The organism is Hydrogenophaga sp. (assembly GCF_011390835.1).
GTDB lineage: Bacteria > Pseudomonadota > Gammaproteobacteria > Burkholderiales > Burkholderiaceae_C > Hydrogenophaga.
Window position 1 is genome coordinate 77,779 of the sequence record NZ_JAABRQ010000005.1, and the last position, 24,344, is coordinate 102,122.

Consider the following 24,344-nt stretch of genomic DNA (forward strand, 5'->3'; position numbering starts at 1 on the left):
GGACGCCTCTTATTTGAGACTGTTCAAGCCGCTGAGCACCTTGTCGGTGATGTCGTGCTTGGGGTTGATGTAGACCGCTTCCTGGATCACGAGGTCGTATTTCTCGTTTTCAGCGACCTGCTTGATCACGCGGTTGGCGCGCTCCAGCACCTGCTGAAGCTCCTCGTTCTTGCGCAGGTTCAGGTCTTCCTGGAACTCGCGCTGCTTGCGCTGGAAGTCCCGGTCGAGCTCGACCAGTTGGCGCTGACGGGTCACGCGCTGCGACTCGGGCAAGGTAGGCGCTTCACGCTCGAACTTTTCGGAAGCCGACTTCAGTTGCGATGCCAAGCCAGCGACCTCTTTTTCGCGGCGCGAAAACTCCTGCTCCAGCTTGGTCTGCGCGGCCTTGGCCAGATTGGCCTCGCGGAAGATGCGCTCGGTGTTGACAAAACCGATGCGGAAATCCTGCGCCAGTGCCGCACTGGCCAGCAAGCCGCAAGCGGCCAGGGCAAGCAGGGGACGAACGAGGGAGCGGAAATAAGTCTTCATCAAAACGACGTACCAATCTGGAACTGGAATTTCTGGATTCTATCGCCAGCGAACTTGCGCACTGGGTTGGCATAGGCGAATCGCAGCGGGCCGATCGGCGAGATCCAGCTCAGGCCCACGCCAACCGAAGCCCGCATTTCGGCGAAGTCAATTTTGTCGTTCTCGCCGTAGACGTTGCCCACGTCCATGAATCCGAACACGCGCAAGGTCCGGTCGTTGCCGGCACCTGGGAACGGAGCGATGAATTCGGCGTTCAGGCCGAGCTTGCGAGAGCCACCGATGAAGGAGCCGGTGATGTCCCGCGGACCCAGCGTGCCCTGGTCGAAACCACGCACCGAGCCCAGACCACCACCAAAGAAGTTTTTGAACACCGGAAAGGGGCGGCCACCCACACCCTTGCCCCAGCCGGCCTCTGCGTTGAAAGCCAGCGTGTACTGCTTGTTCAGAGGGATGTACTGCTGAACTTGGTAATTGAGTTTCACGTAGCGGGTATCCCCAGCAATACCCAGCTCGCCGTTGACGCGCTGCAGCCGGCCGGTGGTGGGCACCAGCGAACTGTCCCGGTTGTCGCGGCTCCAGCCGATGGTGAGCGGCACCGAGGTGCTCTTGAAGCCGAAATCGGTGGCGTACTTGAGGTAGGCCGCGGGGATATTGGTGCCGGGTTCAATCTCGGTCTGCTCTGCGCCAATGCCAAAAAACACCGTGTCCTGCTCGGTGAACGGTACGCCGAAGCGCACGCTGATGCCAGGCGTGATCAGGCGGTAGTCGCCGCCCTGTTCGGTGAATGGCGTGGTGGTGCGGTAGTAGAGGTCAAAGGTGCGTGAGATGCCATCGGCCGTGTAATACGGATCGGTGGTGCTGAGTACAAACTGGCGGTTGAACTTGCTGGTGTTGACGTCCAGACCCAGGTAGTTGCCTGAACCGAACACGTTTTCCTGCTTGATACCGGCAATGATGGACAACTTCTCTGCCTGCGAGTAGCCCGCGCCCAGTGACAGGTTACCGGTAGGCTTCTCAACCACCGACAGCGTCAGATCTACCTGATCGGGCGAGCCCGGCACAGGCTGGGTTTCGACGCCGACCTGAGTGAAAAAGCCGAGGCGGTCGACGCGATCGCGCGAAAGGCGGATGCGGTCGCTGTCGTACCAGGCCGATTCGAGTTGGCGAAATTCCCGGCGAATCACCTCGTCTCGGGTGCGGTCGTTGCCTTCGACGTTGATGCGGCGCACGTAGACGCGGCGCGAGGGCTGGGCGCGCAGCACAAATGCCACGCGGTTGTTCACCCGGTCGATTTCCGGCGTGGCTTCGACTTGGGCGAAGGCATAGCCGAAAGCGCCGAAATAGTCGGTGAAGGCCTTGACCGTGGTCGACACGTCCTCGGCGTTGTAGGGCTCGCCCGCGCGCAGCGCCACCAGGGACTTGAACTCGGCCTCTTTGCCGAGGTACTCACCCTGCAGCTCCACCGAGGACACAACGTACCGATTGCCCTCGCTGATGTTGATGGTGATGGTCATATCCTCTTTGCCCGGATCGATCGCAACCTGGGTCGAATCGATGCGGAATTCAAGGTAGCCGCGCGTGAGGTAATAAGACCGCAGGCTCTCCAGATCGGCGTTGAGCTTGGCCCGGGAATAACGGTCTGACTTGGTGTACCAGGTCAACCAGCCGCCGGTGCTGAGGTCGAACAGACTGCGCAGCGTCGAGTCCGAAAAAACCTCGTTGCCCACGATGCGGATATCACGGATCTTGGCCACATCGCCTTCGGTCACGCTGAAATTCAGGCTCACCCGGTTGCGCTCGGCGGGCGTGACCGTAGTCACCACCTGCGCGGCGTAGAGGCTGCGGTTGATGTACTGGCGCTTGAGCTCCTGCTCGGCCCTATCGGCCAGCGCCTTGTCGTAAGGGCGTCCCTCGGTCAGGCCAATGTCGCGCAGCGACTTTTTCAGCACTTCGGCATCAAACTCTTTGATGCCGGAAAATGTGAGGTCAGCCACTGTGGGCCGCTCCTCCAAGATCACCACCAGCACGTCTCCGTTGACCTGCAGCCTCACATCGCTAAACAAGCCCAGGCCAAACAGCGCCCGGATGGCGGTGGAGCCCTTGTCGTCGTTGTACTGGTCGCCGATGCGAAACGGCAGCGAAGCGAACACCGTGCCAGGCTCTACGCGCTGCAGGCCTTCGACACGGATGTCGCGCACGGTGAAGGGGTCAACTGCCCAGGCAGGCAAGGCCGCCAGCAGGGAGGACGCGAGCACCGACAGCGTCAGGCCACGCAGACCCATCTTGGATTTTTTCATGAGAAGGAAGCGGTCAGCCAGCCAAGCGGGCTACATCATTGAACAAAGCAACGGCCATGAGTGCAAACAGAATCGCTACACCTCCGCGCTGCAGGCGCTCCATCCAAGCATCGCTCACACTGCGCCCGGTCACACCCTCCCAAAGATAATACATCAGGTGCCCGCCATCGAGCACGGGCAGCGGCAGCAGGTTCAACACGCCCAGACTCACGCTGATGAGCGCGAGAAACAACAGGTACTGGGTAAGGCCCAGGCTGGCGGATTTGCCCGCGTAGTCAGCAATCGTGAGTGGTCCGCTGAGGTTCTTGATCGAGGCCTCGCCGATCAGCATGCGCCCCATCATCTTGAGCGTAAGCCAGGAAACCTCCACCGTGCGCACCGCGCCTTGCCACAAGCCGTCCAGCGGGCCGAACCGCACCGTCATCATCTCGGGCGCGGCACCGATGTAGGCGCCAACGCGCCCTACCCAGGCTTCACCCCGTGGCTCGGGCGCCGGCTTGACCACCAGTTCCAGTGGCTGGGACGCACGGCGGATCGCCCATTGCTGTTCCACTTCCTGGCCGGCTGGCCCCACACCGGCGCGGATCAGGGCGCGCAGCCGCTGGCCGTCACCCACTGGCTGTCCATCGATGCTGATCACGCGATCGCCATCGCGCAGGCCAGCCGCTTCTGCGGCACCACCCGCCATCACCTCACCGACCACCGGCTCGGTCCAGGGACCGACGATGCCGATACGCTGGAACAAGCTGGCGTCGGCCTCGCGCACGTCAAGCTCGGCCAGCGGCAGGATCACTGCGCGTGTGGTACCCCCCTCTGCATCAGCTAGCCAGAGCGTCACGTCTTCGTTGGACAAAGCGGCCTGGGTCAGGCGCCAGCGCAGACTTTCAAATGAACCCACATCGCTCGGAGCCTCGTCGGAACCCGCGGTCTGGGCCACCCATTCGCCGCCTTGGATGCCAACGCGCTCGGCCAGCGATGCTGGCGCAGGGCTGCCCAGAACGGGCTTGGGCTCTTCGACACCGGTCCAATTCACCAGGGCATAGATCAGCACCGCCAGCAACAGGTTGGCCGCGGGGCCAGCGGCCACAATGGCCGCGCGCGATCGCAGCGGCTGGGTGTTGAAGGCCAGGTGCCGCTCGGCCGCATCCACCGGCGCCTCGCGCTCGTCGAGCATGCGCACGTAACCACCCAGCGGCAAGGCGCCCAACACGAACTCGGTCGGATTGCCCGGGCGTTTCCAGCTCAGCAGCGGCTTGCCAAACCCGACCGAAAACCGCAGGACCTTCACCCCACAGGCTACGGCCATGCGGTAGTGACCGTATTCGTGCACGGCTATCAGCAGGCCCAGGGCCAGGATGAAAGCAAACAGGGTGAGCATAGAAAAGGTTCCGTCGCGGTGTCGAGATCGATCGCCGGGTCAGTCGGCCAGGCGCCGCACCTGATCCTGGGCCAGTTGCCTGGCCTCCCGGTCGATGGCCAGCAGGTCGGTCAAAGAGCCCGGTTTGGAGGGGCTGAGCGCCGACAAAGTTGCATGGTTGACCGCATGAATGTGGTCAAAAGACAGGCGACGATCAAGAAAGGCCGCCACCGCCACTTCGTTGGCGGCGTTGAGCACCGCCGAGGTGCCCTCAGGCGCACGCAAGGTATCCCAGGCCAGGCCCAGACTTGGGTAACGCTGCAAGTCGGGTTCGCGAAACGTGAGCGCGGCGAGCTGACGAAAATCCAGTGGGTCGGCACCGCTTTCGAAACGCTCCGGCCAGGACAGGCCGTAGGCAATCGGCACCCGCATGTCGGGCGTACCCAGCTGGGCCAGCACGGAGGCGTCGTGAAACTGCACCATCGAGTGGATGATCTGCTGCGGGTGAATCAGGACTTGGATCTGCTCGGGCGCGAGATCGAACAGCCAGCGCGCCTCAATCACCTCCAGCGCCTTATTCATCATGGTGGCCGAATCGACCGAAATCTTGCGCCCCATGACAAAGTTGGGATGGGCACAGGCCTGGTCCGGGGTGATGCTCGCCATCTGGCTCAGCGGCGCATCCCGAAATGGTCCGCCGGATGATGTGAGCATGATGTGCTGGATGCTGCGGCGCCACGTGGATGCGTCTGGTGGCAGGCACTGGAAGATGGCCGAATGTTCGCTATCGATGGGCAACAAGGTCGCACCGCCCTCGCGCACCGCCGACATGAACAGCTCACCCCCCACCACCAGCGCCTCCTTGTTGGCCAGCAGCAATTTTTTGCCTGTGCGTGCCGCGGCCAGCGAGGGCGCCAGCCCCGCGGCACCGACGATGGCCGCCATCACCGCATGCACCTCGGGTGCCTGCGCCACGTCGCAGAGAGCCTGCGCGCCGGCGAGTACCTCCACCGTTAGCCCTTGCTGCCGGATGCGCTGCGCCAGATCCTGGGCGGCGGTGGCGTCGGCCATCACCGCGAAGCGCGGTTGAAATCGCACGCATTGCGACAACATGGCGTCGACCTGCGTCGAGGCCGTGAGTGCGAACAGGCGGAAACGATCGGGGTGGCGGGCCAGCACGTCAAGCGTGTTGGTGCCGACTGATCCGGTTGAGCCGAGGATGGTGACGAATTGCGGCGTAGTCATGGGTTCACAAGGTGACCAGCATCATGGTCAGAGGCAGAACTGGCAACAAGGCGTCGACCCGGTCGAGCACGCCGCCGTGGCCGGGCAGCAGGCGGCTTGAATCCTTGGCACCGGCGCTGCGCTTGACCAGCGATTCCACCAGGTCACCCACCACGCTCATCGCGACCAGAAACACCAAGCCGAGCACCGCCAGCAGCGGGCCCAGCGACCAGAGGTGCACGTATAGGCTGTTGTGATCGCCCCAGCCGCGCACGTCGGCCCAGATCCAGGCGCTAGCCAGTAAAAAGACACCAACTGCGCCGCTGATGGCGCCCTCCCAGGTTTTGCCTGGGCTCACCGTGGGCGCCAGCTTGCGACGCCCCAGCGTCTTGCCACCAAAGTAGGCGGCAATATCGGCCATCCAGACTAGCAGCAGCGCCGACAGCAAAAAGCCCAGGCCCAACTGGCGCGCCTGCACCAGGGCCAGCCAGGCGGAGGCGATCAACAGCAGACCGATCCACAAGCGCAGCCCAGCAGGCCACTTGACCCAGCCCGGAACGCCCCGTGACAGCATCACGAAGGCAAGCACCACCCAGATGGCCCCCAGCATCCGCCACAGCAAGCGCCAATCCTGAGCTAGGCCACCCAGCCACCAGAAAACCGCCAGCGCGCCGCCCAGACCGATGCCCAACAGCAGCGAAGTCTGCGGGCCAGATCCGTTGAGGCGGGCCCACTCCCAACCGGCAGCGGCGATCAGCACCAGCGTCAGCAATCCAAACGGCTCAATCCGAGGGTAGAAGAGCGCTGGCAGCAGCACGGCCAGCAACAGCACGGCCGTGATGATGCGCTGCTTAAGCATATTGCGGCCCGACCGGCTGCTGCACCTGTTCGCCGATCTGCCCAAAACGCCGCTCTCGCTCGGCGTAGGCCTTCAGGGCACACGCCATTTCGCTAGCGTCGAAGTCAGGCCAAAGGCAAGGGGAAAAAAACAGCTCGGTGTAGGCCGTCTGCCAAAGCAGGAAGTTGCTGATGCGCATTTCTCCACCGGTGCGGATCAGCAGATCGGGGTCGCCGACATGGGACAGGGCCGTGGCTTCAGAGAGGCTTTGCTCGGTGATCTCGCGGCCCTCGGCGACCAGGCGGCGGGCTGCGTTGGCGATGTCCCAACGGCCGCCGTAGTTGAAGCAGACATTAAGTACCAGGCGCTGGTTGTGGGCGGTGCGCGCTTCGGCCGCCGCCAGTCCTTGCACCACCCGCTCGGACAAACCGGCGCGATCACCAGGAAAGTGCAGCCGCACGCCATTGCTGTCGAGGGCGTCCACCTCGCGGTTCAACACCAGCGAGAGCAGATCCATCAAGCCAGCGACCTCGGCGGCGGGCCGGCTCCAGTTTTCCGAGGAAAAGGCAAACACGGTGAGCACCGACACACCCTGGTCGATGCTGGCCTGCACCGCTCGGCGCAGCGCATCGACGCCCTTCTTGTGCCCGGCCAGTCGCGGCAGATGGCGCTGGCTGGCCCAGCGCCCGTTGCCATCCATGACGATGGCCACGTGGCGCGGTAAACAGGTCGGCACCTGGAGGGCTTGGGTCAAAACGGGGCTCTTCCGATCAGGTAGACAAGGGACAGCGGCAGCAAGCACACTGGCGCCTCACACCGCCATGATGTCCTGCTCTTTGGAAGCCACCAGCCGGTCCACTTCATTGATCATGCGGTCGGTGAGCTTCTGGACGTCGTCTTGTGCACGGCGCTCGTCGTCCTCAGACGCCAGCTTGTCCTTGACCAGCCTCTTGACAGCGTCGTTGGCGTCGCGACGCAGGTTGCGGATGGCGATCTTGGCAGCCTCACCATCGTTGCGCACCACCTTGGTCAGCTCCTTACGGCGCTCTTCGGTCATGGCCGGCATGGGCACCCGGATCAGGTCACCCTGGCTGGAAGGATTGAGGCCCAGATCGGACTCGCGAATCGCCTTCTCGATCTTGGCTCCCATGCCCTTTTCCCAAGGCGCCACGCCAATGGTGCGCGCATCCAGCAGCGACAGGTTCGCCACCTGCGACAGCGGCAACATGGCTCCGTAGTACTCCACATGCACCGTGTCCAGCAGCTGGGGGCTGGGGCGGCCGGTGCGGATCTTGGTGAGACCATGCTTGAAAGACTCCAGCGACTGAAGCATCTTGTGCTCGGCCTGTTCGTGAATCTCGGGAATGCTCATGAATACTCCTCAGTAGGGTCAGTGTAGCCAGCCTCTGCGCTCAGAGACAGCGGGCTCAGACGTGGACCAGCGTGCCTTCGTCGCCGCCCAGCACCACCTTGCGCAGCGCTCCCGGCTTGAAAATCGAGAACACCTTGACCGGCAGCCTCTGGTCGCGGCACAGCGCAAACGCGGTTGCATCCATGACCTGAAGGTTCTTCGCCATGGCTTCGTCAAACGAAATGGTGGCGTAACGCGTGGCCTTGGGATCCTTGTTGGGGTCGGCGCTGTACACGCCATCGACCTTGGTCGCCTTGAGCACGATCTCGGCCCCAATTTCGGCGCCGCGCAGAGCCGCTGCGGTGTCGGTGGTGAAAAATGGGTTACCGGTGCCCGCAGCAAAGACCACCACCTTGCCTTCCTCGAGGTATTGCAGCGCCTTAGGGCGCACGTAGGGCTCAACGACCTGCTCGATGGCGATGGCCGACATCACGCGCGCCACCACGCCCGCCTTTTCCATGGTATCGGCCAGCGCCAGCGAGTTCATCACCGTGGCCAGCATGCCCATGTAATCTGCAGTGGCACGGTCCATGCCGACTGACCCACCGGCCACGCCGCGAAAAATGTTGCCGCCACCAATCACGATGGCCACCTCGACGCCCAGGCGCGTCACTTCGGCAATCTCCTCCACCATACGCACGATGGTGGCTCGGTTGATGCCAAAAGCATCGTCACCCATCAGGGCCTCACCCGAGAGCTTGAGCAGAATCCGTTTGTAGGCTGGCATAAATCACTTTCAGGTCATCCGGGTCGCAAACAGGCGACCCCTTTAGTGTACCGAGCGGTCGGTGCAGATCGGAGGCGTCAAGCCGCCGCAGACGTGACAACGGGCCCTTCGGCCCGTCGTCATATGGCGAATCGGCTGCGAGCAGCCGGGCGCGTCAGGCGCCTTTGGCAGCGGCCACCTGGGCAGCCACTTCGGCGGCAAAGTCGTCGACCTTCTTTTCGATACCCTCGCCCACCACATAAAGGGTGAAACCCTTGACGGTAGTGCCGCTGGCCTTGAGCATCTGCTCGACGGTCTGCTTATCGTTCTTGACGAAAGGCTGGTTGAACAGCGACACCTCTTTGAGGTACTTCTGCACCGAGCCCTCGATCATCTTGGCCGCGATATCGGCTGGCTTTCCGGATTCCGCTGCCTTCGCGGTGGCAACCGAACGCTCTTTTTCGATCAGGTCGGCCGGTACGTCGGCGCTGGTCAGCGCCACGGGTTTCATGGCCGCGATGTGCATGGCGGTATCCTTGGCCGGCGCTTCTTCACCGTCAAACTCCACCATCACGCCAATGCGCGTGCCGTGCAGGTAGCTGGCGAGCTTGCCACCGTTGCTGTAGCGCTTGAAACGGCGGAAACTCATGTTCTCGCCAATCTTTCCAATCAGGCCCTTGCGCACGTCTTCGAGGGTCGGACCAAAGCCATCCTGGCTGTAGGACAGCGCACCTAGCGCCGCCACGTCGGCCGGGTTGTGCTCGGCCACCAGGGAGGCGGCAGCATTGGCCAGGGCCAGGAAGCTGTCGTTCTTGGTCACGAAGTCGGTTTCGCAGTTGACTTCTATCATGGCGCCGGTGCTGCCGTTGATGGCGCTGGTGACCACGCCTTCAGCGGTCACGCGGCTGGCGGCCTTGCCAGCCTTGGTGCCCAGCTTCACGCGCAGCAGCTCTTCTGCCTTGGCCATGTCGCCATCGGCCTCGGTCAGAGCCTTCTTGCATTCCATCATGGGTGCATCGGTCTTGGCGCGCAGTTCGCCCACCATGCTTGCGGTAATTGCCATCGGGGTTCTCCATGAGCCACGCCGCCGGGATCGGGCAGCGGGCGGTTCGTTAAACAAATCGGGTTGTGAAAAAGGGGCCACGCGAGCCCCTCTTTCGCGCAGTGCCTGAGCTCAGGCGGCTGTGTCTTCCTTGACTTCGACAAATTCGTCGCCGCCTTCGGCCGACACGGCCTTGACCACGTGGTTCGCCGCGTTGTTGCGGCCTTCCAGGATGGCGTCGGCGATGCCGCGGGCGTACAGAGCGATGGCACGAGCCGAGTCGTCGTTACCGGGGATCACGTAGTCGATGCCGACCGGCGAGTGGTTGGTATCAACCACGCCCACCAGAGGAATGCCCAGCTTTTGCGCTTCGAGCACCGCAATCTTGTGGAAGCCGACGTCGATCACGAAGATGGCGTCCGGCAGTGCAGCCATGTCCTGGATGCCGCCGATGTCTTTTTCCAGCTTCTCCATTTCGCGGGCAAACATGAGCTGCTCTTTCTTGCTCATCGCGTCCAAGCCAGCTTCTTGTTGGGCCTGCATCTCTTTCAGGCGCTTGATCGAGGTCTTGACCGTCTTGAAATTGGTCAGCATGCCGCCCAGCCAGCGTTGGTCGACAAACGGCACGCCAGCACGGCGGGCTTCCTGAGCCACGATGTCGCGCGACTGCCGCTTGGTGCCCACCATCAAGATGGTGCCACGATTGGCCGAGAGCTGACGCACGAACTTCGCTGCTTCTTCAAACAACGGCAGCGTCTTCTCGAGGTTGACGATGTGAATTTTGTTGCGATGGCCAAAGATGTACGGCGCCATCTTGGGGTTCCAGAAGCGGGTCTGGTGGCCAAAATGGACACCGGCTTCCAGCATTTCGCGCATGGAGATAGACATGAGTTAAGTTTCCAAAGGTTGGTTCTGAAATCCAGCCCCGATTGCGGCACAGGCAGACACCGAGGTATCCAAACCCACGCCCCAACACCCGGATGGGCTGGTTTGCGATTGACTTCGCCGATCAATGCCGCCCCGAAACCCGAGATCGCTCACCACCTGCAAAGCCAATCAATTATAGCAGGCGCCCGCCGAGGCACCACCGCACCCACCCGGCCTGGCTCGACATCCCTGGCCCGTCCCAGGCTAGGGTGTTGCTAGGACGGCCAAGGCATGTGAGGAAATGGACGTGCACCGATTCGAGGTCTTGACGCAGGGCGCCAAGCATCGCACGATAGTTGTTGATTCTTTTCACTTACCAAACCAGGAGATAGTCATGGGCATGTTCAGTTTCATCAAGGAAGCCGGCGAAAAGTTGTTTGGCATTGGCAAGGCCCAGGCCGCCACCCCCTCGGCACCTGCGGCACCCAGCCCGGAACAGGCTGCCGAACTGAGCAAGACCGCCGGCAACGCGATTGCCACCTACATCAACAGGATGGGTCTGAAGGTTGAAGCGCTGGACGTGGGCTTTGATGCAGCCACCGAAACCGTGACCGTCTCGGGCGTCGCACCCGACCAGAACACGCGGGAAAAGGTGGTGCTGTGTTGCGGCAACGTGGCCAACGTCACCAAAGTCAACGACCTGATGACAGTCTCCACGCCAGAGCCCGAATCACAGATGTACACCGTAGTCAAGGGAGACAACCTCTCCAAGATCAGCAAGCATTTCTACGGCACGCCCAACAAGTACCCGCAGATCTTCGAGGCCAACAAGCCCATGCTGACCCACCCCGACAAGATCTACCCCGGCCAGGTGCTGCGCATTCCGGCAGCCTGAGCCCATGCCGCCACGGCGGATCACCCAGCAGTCGACTGAACCGCTCCATGGCGTGGCGCAAACCCGCGCCCTGGAGCAGGCGGCTGCGGCCAGGCTTCCCGATCATGCGTTGATGGGCCGAGCGGGCTTGGCTGTGGCCCAGCTGGCGCAAGCTTTGGCACCACACGCAAGCTGCATCTGGGTTGCCTGCGGCCCCGGCAACAACGGCGGCGATGGCCTGATCGCCGCCACGCACCTGCACCAAGGGGCGCTGGCTTCAGGCCAGGGCCTGCAGGTGGTGGTCACCCTGCTTCCTGCGGCACAGCGACCTGCCGATGCCTTGTGGGCCCTGGCGAAAGCGCAGGCAGCGGGTGTGCAGATCTGCGAGCACCCCCCTGAGCACTGGGACTTCTCCATCGACGCATTGCTGGGCATTGGTGTGACGCGCCCACCCGACGGCGTGATGGGCGATTGGTTGTCCCGGCTGCACCAGTCAGAGGCCCCTTGCCTGTGCGTGGATGTGCCATCAGGGCTTGCAGCGGACACTGGTCACTGGCTGCCACCAGCAGGCAAGTCACCCGACCGTGCACCCACAGGTGCGCAGCACACGCTGACCTTGCTGACTCTAAAACCCGGCCTGTTCACCCACCGCGGCCGCGATCTGGCTGGAGATGTCTGGTTCGACGACTTGCAGTGCTCGCCACCCCCCGAATTGGGGGTAACGGCCTGGCTGGCCGGCCGCACGGATGGCGGCATGTCCCGCAGCGCAGGTCCTCACAGCAGCCACAAGGGCAGTCGGGGCGACGTGGTGGTGATCGGTGGACAAGACATCGGCCTGAGCGGCGCGGGCATGACAGGCGCTGCGGTGCTGGCGGCCCGCGCTGCCGTGCACGCCGGCGCTGGCCGGGTGCTGGTGGGTCTGCTCGATGGCGTCGAGTCGCACACCGCTTGGGACCCATTGGCACCCGAACTCATGTTCCGGCACCTCGACTTGCTGCTGCAAGCCGGCGCCCTGAGCAACTCAACCACGGTCTGTGGCTGTGGTGGCGGCCAGGCGGTCGCCGGTCCGTTGACCGCGGTGTTGTCCCGCTCGCCGCGCCTGGTGTTGGACGCCGACGCGCTGAACGTCATCGCGGCCGACGAAGCCCTGCAGCAACAGCTGACTCAACGGACTGCTCGCGCATGGATTACAGTGCTGACGCCGCACCCGCTGGAAGCGGCTCGCCTGCTCGGCACCAACACCGCTCGGGTGATGGCCGACCGACTGCAGGCAGCGAATGAAATTGCCGAGCGTTTTCAGGCAATTTGTGTGCTCAAGGGCTCGGGGACAGTGATCGCAGCGCCGGGCGCTGTGCCGCTGATCAATCCGACCGGGAGTGCAGCGCTGGCCACTGCGGGCACCGGCGACGTGCTCGCGGGCCTCGTGGGTGCGGCTCTGGCCACTCCGAGACTTACCCCGCAGCAGGCCTGCCAGCGCGTGGCCGCCGCGGTGTACCAGCACGGCTGGCTTGCCGACCACTGGCCGCCCGACAGCGGTGCACTGAGCGCAAGCCGCCTCGCCGAGCGGGTCATGACCTTGCGCTAACCCAGCACCATCAGCGCCACCTGCAGCAGGATGATGAGAACCAGCACCGACAGGTCGATACCGCCCACGGTGGGGACGATGCGGCGCACTGGCCGCAGGAGCGGCGAACACAGGCGGTCCAGCGTGCCCAGCACTGGCGCGTGGGGCTGCAGCCAAGAGAGGATGGCATAAACCAGCAGCAGCACCATCAAACCTTGCAGCACGGTGCGCACCAGCAATTTGAACGCAAGCGTGGGAATGGCCAGGATCATGGCGGCGGTCGACACATCGGCCGATGAGCCCATGGTCGCCAGCGTGAGCCACAGGCCACCATAGGCAATGGCCAGCAGCAAGGCGGCCATCAGACTGCCCCAGTCGACTCGGCTTTGTGCCAGGCCTCGAGGCAACACCCGACGCACCGGCTGGACCAGCCAGTCGGTGATGGCGATGACGAATTGCCCCGGCTGGGCCGACATGTGGATCCGCAGCTGGTTCATCCAGGCACGCACCAAGGTCGCGGCCACCAGGAAAAAGAACAGGGTATCTAGCAGGAAGAAGACGACGCGCATAGGGCAGGCTCAGGATCGGGAAAGGTCACGCGGGGATAGGGGCACCATATTGCCTCAGCGCCGGGTTTTCCGGGCTTTGCCCGTGGCGCTGCGCGCGCCGCCCCGGTCGGTGCGCTTGGCCTCCGAGCGGCGGCCGCTCGGCTTGGCCAGCGCCCCCGCTGGGTCCCCTGCGGCGCTCCCTTTGGTCCGATCGCGCGGTGCAGCATCGCCTGACCGACTTCGACGCGACTTGCCTGCCGGGGCACCTGCAGTCGACTCCACACCATTCTTGTCGCGCAAGGCCCGCAAGGTCAGATCTTCGTCACCCGTCACCAGGCGGAAATCGATACGACGCCCATCCAAGTCCACCCGGCTCACCTGCACCTGCACCCTGCTGCCCAACGCATACCGGATGCCGGTGCGCTCGCCGCGCAGTTCCTGGCGCGCTTCGTCGAAGCGGAAGTATTCGCCACCTAGCTCGGTGATGTGCACCAGGCCTTCGACATACATGCTGTCGAGCGTGACGAACAGACCAAAACTGGTGACCGAACTCACCACGCCGCTGAACTCCTCACCCAGGTGCTCACGCATGTACTTGCACTTGAGCCAGGCTTCCACATCACGGCTCGCCTCGTCGGCGCGCCGCTCGTTGGCACTGCAATGCAGGCCGGCCGCCTGCCACGCCAGGGTGTCGGCCGACGGCTTCTTGGCCGGCGCATCCGACGCCGGCTTGGCTCGGCTGGCCAGGCGTTTGCTCAACTTGGCATGGGCCTCACCTGGCGTGGGCAAGACCGGCAGCTGGTAACGTTTGCCGGCCAGAATCGCCTTGATCACGCGATGCACCAGCAGGTCCGGGTAGCGCCGGATCGGGCTGGTGAAGTGGGTGTAGGCCTCAAAAGCCAGGCCAAAGTGACCCTCGTTGTTGGGCGTGTAGATGGCCTGCGACATCGAACGCAACAGCATGGAGTGGATCTGCTGCGACTCCGGGCGCTCCTTGGTGGCGGCCGCGATGCGCTGGTACTCCGAAGGATGCGGTCTGTCGCTCAGGGTTTGCGACACGCCCATAGCCTTGAGGTAGTTGCGCAAGACGTCTTGCTTCTCGGGTGTGGGGCCTTCGTGCACCCGGAACAGACCGGTGTGTTTGCCTTCGCCGATAAAGTCGGCCGAGCACACGTTGGCCGCCAGCATGGCTTCTTCGATCAGCTTGTGCGCATCATTGCGGGTGCGCGGCACGATTTTCTCAATGCGCCCCGACTCGTCGCAGACGATCTGCGTCTCCACGGTTTCGAAGTCGACCGCGCCGCGCACGCCGCGCGCCGTCAATAAGGCGCCGTACACGTCGTGCAGGTTGATCAGGTAAGGCACCAGGCCCTTGCGCTGCGCAGCTTCTGGCCCACGGGTGTTCTGCAGAATGGCCGCCACCTCGGTGTAGGTAAAGCGTGCGTGGCTGAACATGACCGCCGGGTAGAACTGGTAGGCGTGGATGTCGCCCTTGGCGGTGATCAGCATGTCGCACACCATGCACAGGCGCTCCACACCAGGGTTGAGCGAACACAGGCCGTTGGAGAGCTTCTCGGGCAGCATGGGGATCACGCGGCGCGGGAAATAGACCGAGGTAGCGCGGTCGTAAGCGTCGACATCGATCGCCGAGCCGGTCTCAACATAATGGCTCACATCGGCAATTGCCACCAGCAATCGCCAGCCCTTGCCGCGCCCCACTTTCGTGGGTTCGCAATACACCGCATCGTCGAAGTCACGCGCGTCTTCGCCATCGATGGTGACCAGCGGCACGTCGCGCAAATCCACCCGGTGCTTGTGGTCCGCCGCTCGCACATGGTCAGGCAGGGAGCGGGCCTGCGCCAGCGCCGCGTCGGAAAACTCGTGCGGCACGCTGTATTTGCGCACCGCGATCTCGATCTCCATGCCCGGGTCGTCGATTTCACCCAGCACTTCCTTGACGCGGCCAACCGGCTGCCCATAGAGCGCTGGCGGTTCGGTGAGTTCGACCACCACCACCTGGCCCGTCTTGGCCGAGCCCGTGGCCCCTTTGGGGATGAGCACGTCCTGCCCATAGCGCTTGTCCTCAGGTGCCACCAGCCAGACGCCGCTTTCGTGCAGCAGGCGGCCAATGATGGGGGCGTCTGCGCGCTCCACAATCTCAGTCACGCGGCCTTCGGGACGGCCTTTGCGGTCCGTGCGCACGATGCGCGCTTTGACCCGATCCCGGTGCAGGACCGCGCGCATTTCATTGGAAGGCAGGTAAATATCGGCTTGTCCGTCGTCTCGGATTACAAAGCCATGACCATCGCGATGGCCGGATACAACACCTTCAAATTCGGCCAACAGGCTGTTTTTTTCGTTCACAATTTCTCTGATAGAATTCTGGTTTTCCTGAGATGCCCAGGTGGCGGAATTGGTAGACGCACTAGTTTCAGGTACTAGCGCCGAGAGGCGTGGAGGTTCGAGTCCTCTCTTGGGCACCACGATCATAAAGGCTTGCAAACATCATGTTTGCAAGCCTTTTTTGTTGGCTCAGCGCGCAGGCGCTGCGCTGCGGAGACTTCAAAATGGCACCGCCAGCAGGTCGTGCCCCTCGGCCGCCACGATGCGCGCCTGGGTGAAGGTCCCGACCTTGAGGGTCTTGCTGATTTTTTCGGGCGGCAACAGGCGCACCACGCCGTCGATCTCGGGGGCATCGGCGTAGCTGCGACCCACGCCACCCTTTTTGCCCGTGCCGGGGGCCGAGTCCACCAGCACCTGCATGGTAGCCCCCACCCGCTCACGCAATTTGTCTGCCGACACGGCCTCAGCCGCGGCCATGAAGCGCGCGCGGCGCTCTTCGCGCAGCTCGCTGGGTACCGCATCGGGCAATCCATTGGCAGCAGCCCCTTTCACCGGCGAATAGGCAAAACAGCCGGCACGATCGATGCGAGCCTCCTGCACGAAGTTCAGCAGGTGCTCAAACTCGCCCTCGGTCTCCCCGGGAAAGCCGGCGATGAAGGTGCTGCGCACCACGATCTCCGGGCACAGCTCGCGCCAACGCGCGATGCGCTCCAGGTTCTTTTCGCCGCTGGCAGGCCGCTTCATGCGCTTGAGCACAGCGGGGTGGCTGTGTTGCAGGGGAACATCCAGATAAGGCAGGCACAGCCCATCTGCCATCAGCGGGACGATCTCGTCCACGTGCGGATACGGGTAGACGTAGTGCAGGCGAACCCAGGCGCCGTAGCCTTTGGCCAGTTCACCCAGCGAGCGCACCAGATCGAGCATCCGGGTCTTGACTGGTTTGCCGTCCCAAAAGCCGGTGCGGTATTGCACATCCACGCCATAGGCGGACGTGTCCTGGCTCACCACCAGCAACTCCTTCACCCCGGCGTCGAACAGCTTTCGGGCTTCGGTCAGCACGTCACCGATCGGACGGCTCACCAGATCCCCGCGCATGGATGGGATGATGCAGAAGGTGCAGCGGTGGTTGCAGCCTTCGCTGATCTTCAGGTAAGCGTAGTGCCGCGGGGTCAGCTTGATGCCCTGCGCGGGCACCAGGTCCACAAATGGGTCGTGCGGCTTGGGCAGGTGCCGGTGTACTGCGGTCATCACTTCGTGGGTGGCATGCGGCCCTGTCACCGCAAGCACGCTGGGGTGCATGTTGCGCACCAGATTGCCTCCGCCCTCGCCTTCGCGCGCACCCAGGCAGCCGGTAACGATCACCTTGCCGTTTTCTGCCAGCGCCTCGCCGATCGTATCCAGGCTTTCCTTCACCGCGTCATCGATGAAGCCGCAGGTGTTCACGATCACCAGATCTGCGCCGGCGAAGGTCTTAACGGTCTCGTAACCCTCGGCGCTGAGCTGGGTCAGGATGAGCTCAGAGTCTGTGAGCGCCTTGGGACAGCCCAGGCTCACGAAACCGACCTTGGGCGCGGACATACCCGGAGAGACAGGGGAATCATTCATCCTGCGATTGTCTCAGAGCCGCGGGCGCCACCGAGGACTGTTGGCTGCCCGATGGGCAGCAGCGAGGCGCTCAGCGCTTGAGCCCCAGCGCAGCCAGCATTTGCTCGCTGTTTTTCTGCATCTGTTCCTGCATCTGGGTGAAGGCGTCGCGCGACTGCTCCAGATAGGTCCCCATCATGCCGTTCAGCATGGGCGACTGAACGGTCATGAACTGCTTCCACATATCGGGGTTGATGCCAGGCGTTTGCTGGGTCATCTTCTGCTGCAGATCCATGAAGATCTGCACGTTCTTCTCCAGATATGCACCCATGAAATCCTGCATCGCATGACCGTAAAAACGGATCAGATTGGCCAGCACCTGTTCAGTGAATATCGGCACGCCTGCGGTTTCTTCCTCCAGGATGATCTGGAGCAGGATGCTGCGGGTGAGATCGTCGTTGGTCTTGGCGTCGCGCACCACGAAGGGCTCGTTGTCCATCACCAGTGTCTTGACCTCGGCCAGCGTGATGTAGGACGAGGTATCGGTGTCGTAAAGACGGCGGTTCGGGTACTTTTTGATCACCCGCAGGGCGCCGGGGGAGGCGCTGCCGGCATCAGCCTTGCTTTTTTGCACGTCGTGACTTTCTCTTGAAAGGGCAAAGAAACCCTCAGGGTACGCCCGATTCTAAGAATGGCCGCCTGCTTGCGCCAGCATGGGAATACCCTGTGGGGCACAGCCGAGTCAGCAGTGCAGACCAAAAAAAAGGCCTCGCGAGTCCGGAGGCCTTGGGCGTTGTTTCGATCTTTTTGGTAGGCGCGATTGGACTCGAACCAACGACCCCCACCATGTCAAGGTGGTGCTCTAACCAGCTGAGCTACGCGCCTACAAACCGTTCGAAGCTGGGCAGTATATCAGCAATGGCGGGCTTCCCCGGCGGCGGCAAGGCTACTTGCGACGAACCTCGCGCACGCCCGGCACATCCCCCACAACCGACATAGCGCGCGCCACCTGCCGCGCGTCGGTCACCTCAATGGTGAAGGTCATCCAGGCCACGCCACGCACGGTCTGCGTCTGCACCCCGACCACGTTCATCTTTTCGCGCGCGAACACGTCGGAGATGTCGCGCAACAGCCCATGGCGGTCCTGCGCCTCCACCGCCACATCCACTGGATAGAACGACGCCTGACCATCTCCCTGCGCACCCCCCGTCCACTGCACCTCGATCAGGCGGTCTGGGCACTTGCCCTGCAAGTGCGCAAAGTCGGGACAGTCAACGCGGTGCACGCTCACGCCCTTGCCGCGGGTGATGAAGCCGCCGATCTCGTCGGGTGGCGCCGGTTTGCAGCACTTGGCCAGCTGGGTCAGCAGCGAGCCTACACCCACCACCAGCACGCCTGCGCTGGCCGGGGCGTCAGCGCGGCGTGCCTTTTTGAGCCAAGGCGCAGGATCGGCGGCCGGCGCGGCAGGCTCCGGTGGACGCAGGTGGGTCTCGATGGCTCGCAGCGACAACTCGTCCTTGCCCACCTGCTCAAACAAGGCCTGCGCCGAGTCCAGCCCCATGCCAGTGGCCAGCTCCTCCAGTTTGAGCGCGGTGCGGCCTTCGCGCTGCAGCAGTTTTTCCACCGCTTCACGACCTCTGGCCACCGTCTCTTCCATGGCCTGCGCGTTGAACCACGCGCGCACCTTGCTCTTAGCACGGTGGCTGACCAGATAGCCGAGCTCGGCATTGAGCCAATCGCGGGAGGGCCCCCCCTCTTTCGCCGCGTTGATCTCCACCGTCTGCCCGTTCTGCAACGGGGTGTTGAGCGGGACCATCACGCCGTCGAGCTTGGCCCCGCGGCAACGGTGGCCCAGGTCGGTGTGCACGCTGTAGGCGAAGTCGACCGCAGTAGCACCCTGCGGCAACTCCACGATGGCGGCATCCGGCGTGAGCACGTAGATACGGTCATCGAACAGAGCTGCGCCCGAGCCGCTGAGATCGCGCTCCCAGGCCAGCAGCTGCCGCAGCACGGCGATCTTCGCATCGTACGCCGAACTCGCCGACACACCAGCGTAGCCTTTGGCGCCTGCCTCCTTGTAAGCCCAGTGCGCGGCGACTCCGTGCTCGGCATGGTCGTGCATGGCCTGGGTGCGGATTTGAATCTCGAATGCCCGGCCCTCTTCGTCGCGCACCACCGTGTGCAGCGACTGGTAGCCATTGGGCTTGGGCTTGGCGATGTAGTCGTCAAACTCCTCGGTCACGGGCGAGAACTGCGCGTGCACCTGAGCCAGCGCCGCGTAGCATGCGTCCACATGGGGCACGATCACCCGCAAAGCGCGTATGTCAAACACCTGGGTGAAGTCCAACGCCTTGCCACGCATCTTTTTCACGATGCTGTAGATGTGCTTAGGCCGTCCTTGCACCGCGGCCTCGACGCCCGCTCGCAACAGATCCTGCTCCAGCGTCTGGCGCACCTGCTCGACATGGGTTTCGCGCTCTGCCCGCTTTTCGTCCAGCTGCTTGGCGACCTTCTTGTAGGTGCGCGGCTCCAGGAAACGAAAAGCCAGGTCTTCCATTTCCCATTTGATCTGCCAGATGCCGAGCCGGTTGGCCAGCGGCGCGAACACATGCAAAGCCTCACTCGCCAGGGCCTGCCCTGGATCGCCCTTGCTGGCCGCATAAAAGCGCAAGGTCTGTAAGCGAGAGGCCAGCCGCAGCATCACGACGCGCAAGTCGCGGGAAAACGCCAGCAGCATCTTTCGCACGTTTTCGGTCTGGCTGGCCGCCAGCTCCGAGGCGGGCTGCTTGCTGGGAGATGGCATGGGCAAGGCCTGCTCCCGGGCAGCCATGCGTTCAACCTCTTTTTTGGCCAACACCTCGGCCGCCTTCAGGCGAGCCTGCCGCTGCAGCTGCACCAGCTTGGTTGTCTCGACCGCCAGCGCTGCGAAGTTGTCGCCAAACGCCTTGGCGATCACCTCCTGCGGCCGATTCAGGTGCTCGCAGGCATACACCAGATAGGCCGCGGCCTGCATTGCCTCGGAGCCGCCGATCTGGCGCAGGATCTCGGCCACCGCGTCGGCGTGGTCGAGAATGTTCTCGCCGGTATCCAGTCGTTCGCTGACCAGCAGGGGCTCGGCGAAGGCGCGCGCTCTCGATAGAGCCTGCGCCTGGTGGGGTAGGCTGGCCGCCGTGACCGCCATGATGGCCGCTGGCGTATCGGGTGACATGCTCACGGCCTGAATGGCCCGCTCTTCGACGGGTGTCTCCTGAGGCGTGGCGGTGGCCACCTTGCGCTTGCTGCCCATGCGGTGGGGTGGTTAGGGAGTCAAAAGGAAATCACTCACAGCCTGTCGCTGGTCTGCCGCCACCAGCGTGGGCGCATGGCCGATACCGGCGAACGACACACAGCGCGCCCGAGGGCCTCGATCACACATGCGGGCGGCCGTGTCCGCCGTGAGCAGGTCGGACTGGGCACCGCGCAGCAGCAAGGTGGGGGCCTGGATGCTGTCGTACAGACCCCAGAGTGCCGCCTCGCCATCCAGCACAGCCTGGCGAGAGGTCTCCACATCGCCCGCCATCAAGGCCTTGAACGGCTCGGCAATCGCCGGGTCGTAGTGCAGCCACCAGCGCCCATCCCGCTGCCGCAGCATGGGGCGGGACAAGGCCAGCCACTGCTCGGGCGTGTGTGGTCCGAAGCCGGTGGAAATGGAGGCGAGGTAGTCGGTGGCTTCCTGCGCGCTGCCGAACGAAGGGTTCTGGCCCAGGTAGGTGCCGATTCGGCTCAGCGCCTCCCACTGCAGCACCGGACCCACATCGTTGAGCACCAGGCGGCGTGGCGCAAGCGCGGGCTGAGAGGCCACCGCCATGCCGATCAGCCCGCCCATGCTGGTGCCCACCCAGTCTATGAAGGCGTCCGGCTGGTCGGCGCGCAACCGGGACATCAGCGACACGAGGTCGGCTGCGTAGGTCGGCACCTGATAGGCCAGGGGATCGGCCAGCCAGTCGCTGTGGCCGCGGCCAGCCACGTCGACGGCGATCACCCGGCACCGACGCACGAGCTGCTGCGCCAGCGCATCAAAATCGCGCCCCTGACGCGACAGTCCATGCACGCAGACCACGATGTGATCCGGCAAAGCACCTGCCTCGGGCCGCCAGTCCCAGTAGGCCAGGCGACGTGGCTGACCGCCGCGTGCGCGAGGGCCTTCGACGGTGAGGAATTCGAGCGCGGGTTCGATCATGTGGCGTGCATCTTCAAGAAGAACGGGTCCGCGATAATGGATCGCAAACCTTTCGACCAATCGTAATGGAACTGGAGTTTCCCCATGCTTGCCAACAAAACCGCCCTCGTCACCGGATCCACAAGCGGCATCGGCCTCGGTATCGCCAAAGCGCTGGCACGCCAGGGCGCCAACATCGTGCTCAACGGCTTTGGTGATGCCGACGGCCCACAGGCCGAGATTCGCGCACTGGGCGCGAAGGTGGCCTACCACGGCGCCGACATGAGCAAGCCCACCGAAATCGAGTCCATGATGAAATTCGCGGCCCACTCGTTCGGCCAGGTTGACATCCTGGTCAACAACGCCGGCATTCAGCATGTGGCGCGCATCGAGGACTTCCCTATCGACAAGTGGGACGCCATCCTGGCGATCAACCTCAGCAGCGCCTTCCATGCGACAAGGCTCGCCTTGCCGGCTATGCGCAAGGCCAACTGGGGCCGCATCATCAACGTGGCCTCGGTGCACGGTCTGGTGGCGTCCGCCGAGAAGTCGGCCTACGTGGCGGCCAAGCACGGTGTGGTTGGGCTGACCAAGGTGACCGCGCTGGAGAACGCTACGACCGGCGTGACCTGCAACGCGATCTGCCCGGGCTGGGTGCTGACCCCGCTGGTACAGAAGCAGGTGGACGCCAAGGCCGCTGCCCTGGGGGTTTCCAATGAAGACGCGAAGAAGGTTTTGCTGGGCGAAAAAGAGCCGTCCATGCAGTTCACCACGCCCGAGGAGCTGGGCGAGCTGGCGGTGTTTTTCTGCTCGCCAGCCAGCAGCAACGTGCGCGGCGTAGCCTGGAACATGGACGGTGGCTGGGTCGCGCAATAAGCGCCACCCGCGCTGCAGAGACTGCTCAGCGCCCGTCCACCAAAAAGCCCGCAAAGCGGGCTTTTTTGCACCGTTCGATGTCAGCGGAGTTGAATACTGCCCGAAACGGTCACGTTGACCATGCTCTTGCCCGCTTCGACCGGCACCGGTGCATCGCTCATGGCCGCCTTGGCTTCCATCGCCATCACGCGAGGACGGACCACGACCTCGCCACCCGAGTCGGCCGAACTGATCGCGATCTCGCGCAAGGTGTAGCCGTTGAACCCGAAGACCTTGGCCACTTCCGCAGCGCGTGCCTTGAATCGCCCGATGGCCTGGGCCTGCACTTCGGACTCCAGTTGCTGCCGCGCCTCGCGCGAGAGACTGAATGCAACGCCCCCCATGGTGAGGGTCGAGATCTTCCCCGCCGTGCTGCTGATGCGGGCGAAGTCGCGGCCTTCCAGCACCAGCTCGGTCGAACCTTGCCAGCCATTGATCTTGCCGCCGCTGCCATAGCGGGGGTACAGGCTGAACTGCCCGGTGCGCACCTCCAGCAAACCGGGTTGCGCCTGAGCACGCGCCACAACCAGCGCGGATTCAATCGCCATCTTGAGCTGGTTTTGCACCGTGCCAGCATCGGCGCCCGATTCGGTGGTGGTCAGGCGCATAGTGAGCCAGTCCTGTGTCACTTCCTTGAAGCCACTGGCATCGATCTGCACCACGTTGGCGGGAGCCGGCATCGCCATAGGTTGAGCGTGTGCAAGGCCGAGCCATGCGAAAGCCGCCGTCCAGATCGCCAGCAGCAGGGCGCTCTGCCTGGCTCGTCCACTGGCGGCACTCATGGCTTGTCTTTGGTGTTGCCAGCGTCTGCGTGGCTGCGCAGTTGCTCCCGCAACCGGTGCCGCTCTTCAGACGAGAGGCGATATGGCTTGTTGCTCAGATCTTGCTGCTCGTCAAAGGGATGACGCAGCACGTCCCGCAGCCGGGCAGCAGTCCGAGGCTCCTCCTCTTGCACGGAAACTGGCAGGACCACCAGCGGAGCCGACGCGCCATTGGTCAGCACAAGAACGCCACCGGGCTCCGCCATCGCGGATCCCAGGCAGCACACAAGAAGAGAACCCACCCAGTACGTTTTCATTGGCTTTGTATGAGTCACGATGAGGGCATTGTGCGAGCAGGATCGACCTTGAGAAGGGCAGGCTGGGCGCAACATCTGTAACACCTTGTCAAAATACCGAAAAACGTGACGTGACAAGCACTTGGCGCTGCCACAATGGCCGTTGTTACATTTATCGGAAGTTGCTGCCATGCCACAAACCAACGCCCGCCCCAACAAAGTCCTAGTCGTAGACGACGATGTCCGCATCCGTGATCTGCTGCGGCGGTACCTGATGCAGGAAGGCTTCGAGGTCATGCTGGCCGAAGACGGCAAAGCGCTGAACCGGGTGCTGCAGCGCGATTCGGTCGACCTGATCGTCCTGGATCTGATGATGCCCGGCGAAGACGGTCTCTCTATCTGCCGCCGTCTGCGCGCCAACGGAGACCGCACCCCCATCATCATGCTGACCGCCAAAAGCGAAGACGTGGACCGCATCGTCGGGTTGGAGGTGGGTGCCGACGATTACCTCGGCAAGCCATTCAACCCACGCGAGCTGCTGGCGCGCATCCACGCGGTGCTGCGCCGCCGCCCACCCACCGAGGTACCGGGCGCGCCGTCACAAGACCAGGAGGTGGTCAAGTTCGGCCCGTTCGAATTCGACCTCAGCCTGCGCACCCTGCGCAAAGAAGGTGCCGACCTGCCACTGACCACCGGCGAGTTCGCGATGCTCAAGGCCTTGGTGCGGCATCCGCGGCAGCCTCTCTCGCGCGAGAAGCTGGCCCAGCTGGCGCGCGGTCGTGAATTTGAGCCATTTGACCGCAGCCTGGATGTACAGGTCTCGCGCCTGCGCAAGCTGATCGAGGAAGACGCGGCGTCGCCGCGCTACCTACAGACGGTCTGGGGAGTGGGCTACGTATTTGTTCCCGACGGAAGCGCCTGATGTCCGGCCTGGAGTCGCGCGTCCCGTTCGAAACCCAGCCAGCCGAGCTGGAAACGGCGCCCGCGCCGC

21 protein-coding genes and 2 tRNA genes are annotated in these 24,344 nt (G+C 63.6%); 5 read left to right on the plus strand and 18 right to left on the minus strand.

The annotated features are described in order from the left end of the window. Positions 1 to 9: 9 nt before the first annotated feature. The 10 genes from GPT34_RS05085 to rpsB form a co-directional block, all read right to left on the minus strand. Positions 10 to 528 carry an OmpH family outer membrane protein gene (locus GPT34_RS05085; RefSeq protein WP_291010168.1) on the minus strand — a complete coding sequence of 173 codons (519 nt, stop codon included), beginning with the start codon at positions 526 to 528 and terminating at the stop codon, positions 10 to 12. Then, the gene (gene bamA / locus GPT34_RS05090; protein WP_291010169.1) at positions 528 to 2,825 is read right to left on the minus strand and encodes an outer membrane protein assembly factor BamA; all 2,298 of its coding nucleotides are present in this window, start codon (positions 2,823 to 2,825) and stop codon (positions 528 to 530) included. Before bamA ends, GPT34_RS05085 begins: the two co-directional genes overlap by 1 nt. Positions 2,826 to 2,838: 13 nt before the next feature. Next, positions 2,839 to 4,203, minus strand: a complete 1,365-nt coding sequence (gene rseP / locus GPT34_RS05095; protein WP_291010170.1) for an RIP metalloprotease RseP — start codon at positions 4,201 to 4,203, stop codon at positions 2,839 to 2,841. Between the two features lie 39 nt (positions 4,204 to 4,242). After that, a complete protein-coding gene (gene ispC / locus GPT34_RS05100) occupies positions 4,243 to 5,427 on the minus strand; it encodes a 1-deoxy-D-xylulose-5-phosphate reductoisomerase (protein ID WP_291010171.1) in 1,185 nt (394 codons plus the stop codon). Positions 5,428 to 5,431: 4 nt separating this feature from the next. After that, a complete protein-coding gene (locus GPT34_RS05105; protein WP_291010172.1) occupies positions 5,432 to 6,265 on the minus strand; it encodes a phosphatidate cytidylyltransferase in 834 nt (277 codons plus the stop codon). After that, entirely contained in the window at positions 6,258 to 6,998 is a 741-nt protein-coding gene (gene uppS / locus GPT34_RS05110) for a polyprenyl diphosphate synthase (protein ID WP_291010173.1), read from the minus strand. Before uppS ends, GPT34_RS05105 begins: the two co-directional genes overlap by 8 nt. 57 nt (positions 6,999 to 7,055) lie before the next feature. After that, complete coding sequence (gene frr / locus GPT34_RS05115) at positions 7,056 to 7,616, minus strand: ribosome recycling factor (protein ID WP_291010174.1); 561 nt, start codon at positions 7,614 to 7,616, stop codon at positions 7,056 to 7,058. Between the two features lie 55 nt (positions 7,617 to 7,671). Further along, complete coding sequence (gene pyrH, locus GPT34_RS05120; protein WP_291010175.1) at positions 7,672 to 8,382, minus strand: UMP kinase; 711 nt, start codon at positions 8,380 to 8,382, stop codon at positions 7,672 to 7,674. Positions 8,383 to 8,536: 154 nt separating this feature from the next. Next, the gene (gene tsf, locus GPT34_RS05125; protein WP_291010176.1) at positions 8,537 to 9,424 is read right to left on the minus strand and encodes a translation elongation factor Ts; all 888 of its coding nucleotides are present in this window, start codon (positions 9,422 to 9,424) and stop codon (positions 8,537 to 8,539) included. 111 nt (positions 9,425 to 9,535) lie between these two features. After that, positions 9,536 to 10,291 carry a 30S ribosomal protein S2 gene (gene rpsB / locus GPT34_RS05130; RefSeq protein ID WP_291010177.1) on the minus strand — a complete coding sequence of 252 codons (756 nt, stop codon included), beginning with the start codon at positions 10,289 to 10,291 and terminating at the stop codon, positions 9,536 to 9,538. 373 nt (positions 10,292 to 10,664) lie between these two features. Between rpsB and lysM the strand changes: the two genes are divergently transcribed. Then, positions 10,665 to 11,165: a peptidoglycan-binding protein LysM gene (lysM, locus tag GPT34_RS05135; RefSeq protein ID WP_291010178.1), complete on the plus strand. Its 501-nt coding sequence runs from the start codon at positions 10,665 to 10,667 to the stop codon at positions 11,163 to 11,165. A 4-nt stretch (positions 11,166 to 11,169) separates the two neighbouring features. Further along, positions 11,170 to 12,729, plus strand: coding sequence for an NAD(P)H-hydrate dehydratase (locus GPT34_RS05140; protein WP_291010179.1), 1,560 nt, complete (start codon positions 11,170 to 11,172; stop codon positions 12,727 to 12,729). Here the strand turns inward: GPT34_RS05140 and GPT34_RS05145 are convergent. Beyond that, positions 12,726 to 13,277 carry a YggT family protein gene (locus tag GPT34_RS05145; RefSeq protein WP_291010180.1) on the minus strand — a complete coding sequence of 184 codons (552 nt, stop codon included), beginning with the start codon at positions 13,275 to 13,277 and terminating at the stop codon, positions 12,726 to 12,728. The two genes, GPT34_RS05140 and GPT34_RS05145, sit on opposite strands and share 4 nt — an antisense overlap. A gap of 54 nt (positions 13,278 to 13,331) precedes the next feature. Continuing rightward, the gene (rnr, locus tag GPT34_RS05150) at positions 13,332 to 15,620 is read right to left on the minus strand and encodes a ribonuclease R (protein WP_291010181.1); all 2,289 of its coding nucleotides are present in this window, start codon (positions 15,618 to 15,620) and stop codon (positions 13,332 to 13,334) included. A 34-nt stretch (positions 15,621 to 15,654) separates the two neighbouring features. Between rnr and GPT34_RS05155 the strand changes: the two genes are divergently transcribed. Continuing rightward, a tRNA-Leu gene (locus GPT34_RS05155) sits at positions 15,655 to 15,739 on the plus strand. 79 nt (positions 15,740 to 15,818) lie between these two features. On the opposite strand, the gene rimO is transcribed toward GPT34_RS05155, so the two are convergent. From rimO to GPT34_RS05180, 5 genes are all read right to left on the minus strand, one after another. Further along, a complete protein-coding gene (gene rimO, locus GPT34_RS05160; RefSeq protein WP_291010182.1) occupies positions 15,819 to 17,204 on the minus strand; it encodes a 30S ribosomal protein S12 methylthiotransferase RimO in 1,386 nt (461 codons plus the stop codon). Positions 17,205 to 17,274: 70 nt separating this feature from the next. Further along, the gene (phaR, locus tag GPT34_RS05165; protein ID WP_291010183.1) at positions 17,275 to 17,817 is read right to left on the minus strand and encodes a polyhydroxyalkanoate synthesis repressor PhaR; all 543 of its coding nucleotides are present in this window, start codon (positions 17,815 to 17,817) and stop codon (positions 17,275 to 17,277) included. Positions 17,818 to 17,991: 174 nt separating this feature from the next. Further along, positions 17,992 to 18,068: transfer RNA gene (locus GPT34_RS05170), tRNA-Val, on the minus strand. A gap of 61 nt (positions 18,069 to 18,129) precedes the next feature. After that, entirely contained in the window at positions 18,130 to 20,391 is a 2,262-nt protein-coding gene (locus tag GPT34_RS05175; RefSeq protein WP_291010209.1) for a bifunctional (p)ppGpp synthetase/guanosine-3',5'-bis(diphosphate) 3'-pyrophosphohydrolase, read from the minus strand. A gap of 90 nt (positions 20,392 to 20,481) precedes the next feature. Beyond that, positions 20,482 to 21,402, minus strand: coding sequence for an alpha/beta hydrolase (locus GPT34_RS05180; protein ID WP_291010184.1), 921 nt, complete (start codon positions 21,400 to 21,402; stop codon positions 20,482 to 20,484). 84 nt (positions 21,403 to 21,486) lie between these two features. Between GPT34_RS05180 and GPT34_RS05185 the strand changes: the two genes are divergently transcribed. After that, positions 21,487 to 22,257, plus strand: coding sequence for a 3-hydroxybutyrate dehydrogenase (locus GPT34_RS05185; RefSeq protein ID WP_291010185.1), 771 nt, complete (start codon positions 21,487 to 21,489; stop codon positions 22,255 to 22,257). A gap of 80 nt (positions 22,258 to 22,337) precedes the next feature. Here GPT34_RS05185 and GPT34_RS05190 read toward each other — a convergent pair whose 3' ends face one another. Beyond that, on the minus strand, positions 22,338 to 22,982 hold the full coding sequence (locus tag GPT34_RS05190) for an SIMPL domain-containing protein (protein ID WP_291010210.1): 645 nt from the start codon (positions 22,980 to 22,982) through the stop codon (positions 22,338 to 22,340). Positions 22,983 to 23,543: 561 nt separating this feature from the next. On the opposite strand from GPT34_RS05190, the gene ompR reads away from it, so the two are divergent. Next, a complete protein-coding gene (gene ompR, locus GPT34_RS05195; protein WP_291010186.1) occupies positions 23,544 to 24,275 on the plus strand; it encodes a two-component system response regulator OmpR in 732 nt (243 codons plus the stop codon). Positions 24,276 to 24,344: the final 69 nt, after the last annotated feature.

Bases quoted from the DNA above. Each gene is read 5' to 3' on its own strand.
- GPT34_RS05140 (WP_291010179.1), top strand. From the start codon at position 11,170: ATGCCGCCACGGCGGATCACCCAGCAGTCGACTGAACCGCTCCATGGC.
- ompR (WP_291010186.1), top strand. From the start codon at position 23,544: ATGCCACAAACCAACGCCCGCCCCAACAAAGTCCTAGTCGTAGACGAC.
- bamA (WP_291010169.1), bottom strand. From the start codon at position 2,825: ATGAAAAAATCCAAGATGGGTCTGCGTGGCCTGACGCTGTCGGTGCTC.
- lysM (WP_291010178.1), top strand. From the start codon at position 10,665: ATGGGCATGTTCAGTTTCATCAAGGAAGCCGGCGAAAAGTTGTTTGGC.
- GPT34_RS05105 (WP_291010172.1), bottom strand. From the start codon at position 6,265: ATGCTTAAGCAGCGCATCATCACGGCCGTGCTGTTGCTGGCCGTGCTG.
- GPT34_RS05085 (WP_291010168.1), bottom strand. From the start codon at position 528: ATGAAGACTTATTTCCGCTCCCTCGTTCGTCCCCTGCTTGCCCTGGCC.
- ispC (WP_291010171.1), bottom strand. From the start codon at position 5,427: ATGACTACGCCGCAATTCGTCACCATCCTCGGCTCAACCGGATCAGTC.
- GPT34_RS05185 (WP_291010185.1), top strand. From the start codon at position 21,487: ATGCTTGCCAACAAAACCGCCCTCGTCACCGGATCCACAAGCGGCATC.
- GPT34_RS05180 (WP_291010184.1), bottom strand. From the start codon at position 21,402: ATGATCGAACCCGCGCTCGAATTCCTCACCGTCGAAGGCCCTCGCGCA.
- frr (WP_291010174.1), bottom strand. From the start codon at position 7,616: ATGAGCATTCCCGAGATTCACGAACAGGCCGAGCACAAGATGCTTCAG.
- rseP (WP_291010170.1), bottom strand. From the start codon at position 4,203: ATGCTCACCCTGTTTGCTTTCATCCTGGCCCTGGGCCTGCTGATAGCC.
- tsf (WP_291010176.1), bottom strand. From the start codon at position 9,424: ATGGCAATTACCGCAAGCATGGTGGGCGAACTGCGCGCCAAGACCGAT.
- rimO (WP_291010182.1), bottom strand. From the start codon at position 17,204: ATGAATGATTCCCCTGTCTCTCCGGGTATGTCCGCGCCCAAGGTCGGT.
- GPT34_RS05175 (WP_291010209.1), bottom strand. From the start codon at position 20,391: ATGTCACCCGATACGCCAGCGGCCATCATGGCGGTCACGGCGGCCAGC.
- GPT34_RS05190 (WP_291010210.1), bottom strand. From the start codon at position 22,982: ATGGCGATGCCGGCTCCCGCCAACGTGGTGCAGATCGATGCCAGTGGC.
- rpsB (WP_291010177.1), bottom strand. From the start codon at position 10,291: ATGTCTATCTCCATGCGCGAAATGCTGGAAGCCGGTGTCCATTTTGGC.
- pyrH (WP_291010175.1), bottom strand. From the start codon at position 8,382: ATGCCAGCCTACAAACGGATTCTGCTCAAGCTCTCGGGTGAGGCCCTG.
- GPT34_RS05145 (WP_291010180.1), bottom strand. From the start codon at position 13,277: ATGCGCGTCGTCTTCTTCCTGCTAGATACCCTGTTCTTTTTCCTGGTG.